Genomic DNA, 4,907 nt, shown 5'->3' on the forward strand with positions numbered 1-4,907 from the left:
CCCACCCGACCCAGCCGCCGCAACCACACCCGACCCAAGGACGGTCTCCCGATGACGACGGACAGTTCGCGCACGAGCAGATCCGCGGCCGAGAGCATCAGCACCTTCAAGGGGCAGGAGCGCGCCCTGCGCGCCGACCGCCTCGGCACGGGGGGCCTGCTGCTCTCCGTCCTCGCCGCGACCGCGCCCCTCATGGTGGTCGCCGGTGTCATGCCCACCACATTCGCGGTGATGGGCATCGTCGGCCAGCCGCTGCTCTTCGTGGTCCTCGGCACCGTGCTGGTGCTGTTCAGCCTCGGGTACGCCGAGATGAGCCGGCACGTCCACAACGCCGGCGCCTTCTACGCCTACATCTCCCGAGGTCTCGGCGGCACCGCCGGAGCGGGCGCGGCCCTGGTCGCGCTCGTCGCCTACAACGCCCTCCAGGTCGGCATCTACGGCATCTTCGGCTTCGAGGTCTCCGGTCTCTTCGCCACCTACGCCGGCCTCGAGGTCGCCTGGTGGATACCGGCGCTCGTGGCCGCGGCCGCCGTCGGCGCGCTCGGCTGGCTGAAGATCGACGTCAACGCGCGCGTGCTCGGCGTCCTGCTCGTCATCGAGGTGCTGCTCGTCGTGGTCTTCGACGTCGCGGCCATCGCCGACCCGGGCGGGGAGGGCCTGTCGCTGCACGCCTTCAACCCGGACACGCTCACCGGCGCGGGCGTGGGCACCGCCCTGTGCTTCTGCATCGCGGCCTTCCTCGGCTTCGAGCAGGCCCCCGTCTACGCGGAGGAGACCAGCAGGCCGCACGTCCTGGTGCCGCGCGTGATGTTCCTCGCGGTGACCGGCGTCGCCGTCTTCTTCGCCATCAGCAGCTGGGCGCTCACCGTCGCCACCGGCCCGTCCGGGATCGTCGGCACCGCGCGGGAGCAGAGCGCGGGGCTGCTGTTCTCCCTCACCGAGGACCGGCTCGGCGGCACCTTCACCGACGTCCTGCACATCCTCTTCGTGACCGGCATGTTCGCGGCGATGCTCAGCTTCCACAACGTCGTCGCCCGCTACGCCTTCGCCATGGGCCGCGAGGGCCTGCTGCCCGCCGCCTTCGGCCGCACCACCGGCACCAGCGGTGCCCCCGGCATCGGCTCCCTGCTCCAGACCGTCGTCGCCGTCGTGTTCGTCCTCGCCTTCGCGCTCACCGACGACAAGCCGACCGGTGACCCGACCGCGCCCGTCCTGCGCCTGTTCACCTGGTTCGGCAACATCGGCGCGCTCGGCGTGATCGTGCTGATGGCGATCGCCTCCCTGTCCGTCGTCGTCTTCTTCGTCCGGCGCGGTGCCGCGGGCGCCCAGGCCTGGCGACTGGTCACCTCCTCGCTGGCGGGCATCGCCCTGGTGGTGATCGCCTGCTACACGGTGAAGGACTTCGACGTCCTGGTCGGCGCGGGCCCCGGCTCCTCCCTGAGCTGGATCCTGCCCGGCGTCATCGGCCTCGCCCTCGTCGTCGGACTGGTCCAGGGCGCGGTCCTGCGCGCCCGGGCCCCCGAGACCCACGCCCGCATCGGGCTCGGCAACGAGGCGTTCCAGCTGGAGAAGGAAGCCGAGCGCACCCCGTAGGGAGCGGCGTTCGCGCGAGCCCGACGGCGCGCGCCCCGGCCCGGCCGGGGCGCGGCCGTTCGAACGGGAGGGCGGGCCCCCGAACGCCGGACAGCCGTCGGCGTTCCCCGCCGACGACCGTGGTGAACGCGTCGGCCCCGGCGGGTCGAGACCCGCCGGGGCCGAGAAGCGGCGCAGCGGCTCAGGAACCGAAGTCCAGCAGGACCTTGCAGGACCGGCTCCGGTCCGCGGCGAGCACGAACGCCGACTCCGCGTCCCGGACCGGGACGACCGCGCTGACCAGCTCGTCGAAGGCGGGCTGGGCCGCGAGCAGTTCGAGCGCCGCGTCGAACTCGGTGTCGAAGCGGAACGCCCCGCGCAGCTCGATCTCCCGGCTCACCACCAGGTTGCCCGCGAACGGGCTCTGCCCCGGCGGGAGCATGCCGAGCTGCACGACGACTCCGCTTCGCCGCACGCGCTGCAGACAGGCTTCCAGCCCCGCGGCCACGCCGGACGCCTCGATCGCCACGTCGACCTCCGCCGGCCATCCGGCGTCGTCCGGGTCGTCGGCGCGCACGAGGGTGTCGGCGCCCGCGGCCCGCGCGTACTCCAGCGCCTTCGGCAGCAGATCGGTGACGGTCACCTTCGCCGCCCCGGCCGCCTTCGCCGCCGCCACGACCAGGCAGCCGATGGGCCCGGCCCCGGTGACCAGCACGTGCCGGCCGGCCACCTCCCCGGCCCGCCGCACCGCGTGCAGGGCGACGGACAGCGGCTCGGCGAGAGCCGCCCGCCGCAGCTCCAGCCCGGCGGGAAGCGGGCGCAGCTGCTCGGCGGGGACGACGATCCGCGCCGCGAAACCGCCCTGCACGTGCGGGAAGCGCGCCGCGCTGCCCAGGTACCGGGTGTCCCGGCACACGTTGCGCCGCCCGTCCACGCACTCGGGGCACACCCCGCACGGGGTCGCCGGGTGCACGGCGACGGCCGTACCGGCGGCCGGACCCGAGGCCCCGTCACCGTACGAGACGACGGTGCCGACGACCTCGTGCCCGAGCAGCATCGGCTCCCGGAGCCGGAAGTCGCCCACCCCGCCGTGCCGCCAGTAGTGCAGGTCGGACCCGCACACCCCGCCGTACCGGACGGCGACCAGCGCCTGCCCCGGACCGGGGGACGGCACCGCCTGCTCCTCGACCCGCAGGTCGCCCTGACCGTGAATCACACAACCGAGCATCTCCGCCACCCCTTTCACAGCACGCTCGTCATGCCGCCGTCGACGTACAGCACCTGCCCGCCGACGAAGTCGGCCGCGGGGGAGGCGAGGAACAGCACCCCGCCCACCAGGTCCTCGGTACGCCCCCAGCGCCCGGCGGGCGTCCGCCCCCGCACCCAGGCGCTGAACTCCTCGTTCTTCACCAGCGGTTCGGTCAGCTCGGTCTCGATGTAGCCGGGGCCGAGCCCGTTGACCTGGACCCCGTGCGGGCCCCAGTCCGCGCACATGCCCTTGGTGAGCATCTTCAGCGCGCCCTTGGTGGCCGCGTACGGCGCGATGCCGGGGCGGACCACCTCGCTCTGCAGCGAGCAGATGTTGATGATCTTCCCGTGGCCGCGTTCCGTCATCCCGCGGGCGACCTCCCGGCCGACCAGGAACGCGCTGGTGAGGTTGGTGTCGAGGACGCGGTGCCAGTCGGCGTCGGTGAACTCCAGCAGCGGGGCGCGCAGTTGCATGCCCGCGTTGTTGACCAGGATGTCGAGCGGGCCCACCCGCTCCTCCACGTCCGCGATCCCCGCGGCCACCGAGGCGCTGTCGGTCACGTCGAACACGGCCGTGTGGACGTCGCCCGGCAGTTCGGCCGCGACCTCGGCGAGGCGTTCGCCGTCCCGCCCGTTGAGCACGACCCTGCAGCCCGCCTCGAGCAGTCCGCGGGCCAGAGCGAGTCCGATGCCCCGGCTGGAGCCGGTCACCAGGGCCGTGCGGCCGCTGATGTCGAACAGGGAATGAGCCGTCATCTTTCCGTACCCCTATATGACCAGCGAGAGCAGCAGGACCAGACCGCCGGCGACCACCGAGATGATCGTCTCCATGACCGACCACGTCTTGATGGTCTGGCCGACGCTCAGGCCGAAGTACTCCTTCACCAGCCAGAAGCCGGCGTCGTTGACGTGGCTGAAGAAGATCGAGCCGGCGCCGATGGCGAGGACCAGCAGGGCCGCGTGCGTGGTCGACAGGTCGGCCGCGAGCGGCGCCACCAGGCCGGCCGCCGAGATGGTGGCCACGGTCGCCGAACCGGTCGCCAGCCGGATCGCCACCGCGATCAGCCAGCCCAGCAGCAGCGTCGGGATCGACCAGTCCTTGGAGATCTCCATGATCATCTGGCCCACGCCGGAGTCGATCAGCGTCTGCTTGAAGCCGCCGCCCGCGCCGACGATCAGCAGCATGCCCGCGATCGGGGCGAGCCCCTTCTCGACCAGCTGCGAGATCCGTTCCTTGCCGAACCCGGCGGGCATGCCCAGCGTGAAGATGCCGACGAGCACGGAGGCGAGCAGGGCCATCATCGGGGAGCCGATGACGTTGAAGACGCGCTGAACGCCGTTCTCCGGGTCGTCGATGGCGATCTCGACCAGGGCCTTGCCCAGCATCAGCACGACCGGCAGCAGGATGGTGAACAGGGTCGGACCGAAGCCGGGGCGCTTCTCCAGTTCCTCGGAGGCGCGCTGCGGGATCATCCGGTCGGGGACCTGGGCGTCCACCCAGCGGTCGGCGTACTTGGCGAACAGCGGACCGGCGATGACCACCGTCGGGATGGCGACGAGCACGCCGAGCGCCAGCGTCACACCGAGGTTGGCGCTGAGCGCGTCGATGGCGACCAGCGGGCCGGGGTGCGGCGGGACCAGACCGTGCATCACGGACAGACCGGCGAGCGCCGGGATGCCGATGCGCATCAGGGAGAAGTTGCCGCGCTTGGCGACCATCAGCACGACGGGGATCAGCAGGACGACGCCGACCTCGAAGAACAGCGGCAGACCGATCACCGAGGCGATCAGCACCATGGCCCAGGGCATGGTGCGGCCCTTCGCCTTGGCGAGGATGGTGTCGACGATCTGGTCGGCGCCGCCGGAGTCGGCGAGCATCTTGCCCAGGATCGCCCCGAGGGCGATGAGCACGCCGACACCGGCGACGGTGGAGCCGAGTCCGGCACTGAAGCTGCCGATCGCCTTGTCGAGGGGCGCCCCTGCGAACGCGCCGAGCGCCAGCGACCCGATGGTCAGCGCCAGGAAGGCGTGCAACTTGTACTTGGTGATGAGCAGGACGATGACGGCGATGCCCGCCAGGACGGCGA

General features: G+C 72.2%; 4 protein-coding genes. 1 reads left to right on the forward strand and 3 read right to left on the reverse strand.

All coding sequences use genetic code 11. The annotated features are described in order from the left end of the window. Positions 1–51: 51 nt before the first annotated feature. The gene (locus tag B7L92_RS37640; protein WP_081241592.1) at positions 52–1,593 is read left to right on the forward strand and encodes an APC family permease; all 1,542 of its coding nucleotides are present in this window, start codon (positions 52–54) and stop codon (positions 1,591–1,593) included. A gap of 181 nt (positions 1,594–1,774) precedes the next feature. Here B7L92_RS37640 and B7L92_RS37645 read toward each other — a convergent pair whose 3' ends face one another. The 3 genes from B7L92_RS37645 to B7L92_RS37655 form a co-directional block, all read right to left on the reverse strand. Continuing rightward, complete coding sequence (locus tag B7L92_RS37645; protein WP_081241595.1) at positions 1,775–2,800, reverse strand: L-idonate 5-dehydrogenase; 1,026 nt, start codon at positions 2,798–2,800, stop codon at positions 1,775–1,777. 14 nt (positions 2,801–2,814) lie between these two features. Continuing rightward, on the reverse strand, positions 2,815–3,576 hold the full coding sequence (locus B7L92_RS37650) for an SDR family oxidoreductase (protein ID WP_081241593.1): 762 nt from the start codon (positions 3,574–3,576) through the stop codon (positions 2,815–2,817). A gap of 12 nt (positions 3,577–3,588) precedes the next feature. Beyond that, positions 3,589–4,907 (reverse strand): GntT/GntP/DsdX family permease (locus B7L92_RS37655; protein ID WP_081241594.1); only part of this gene is annotated, 1,319 nt, incomplete at its 5' end.

Origin of the sequence: Streptomyces viridosporus, from assembly GCF_002078235.1 — a bacterium.
GTDB lineage: Bacteria > Actinomycetota > Actinomycetes > Streptomycetales > Streptomycetaceae > Streptomyces > Streptomyces viridosporus.

Excerpts from the sequence above, each read along its gene's own strand:
- B7L92_RS37650 (WP_081241593.1), bottom strand. The coding sequence starts at position 3,576 with ATGACGGCTCATTCCCTGTTCGACATCAGCGGCCGCACGGCCCTGGTG.
- B7L92_RS37640 (WP_081241592.1), top strand. The coding sequence starts at position 52 with ATGACGACGGACAGTTCGCGCACGAGCAGATCCGCGGCCGAGAGCATC.
- B7L92_RS37645 (WP_081241595.1), bottom strand. The coding sequence starts at position 2,800 with ATGCTCGGTTGTGTGATTCACGGTCAGGGCGACCTGCGGGTCGAGGAG.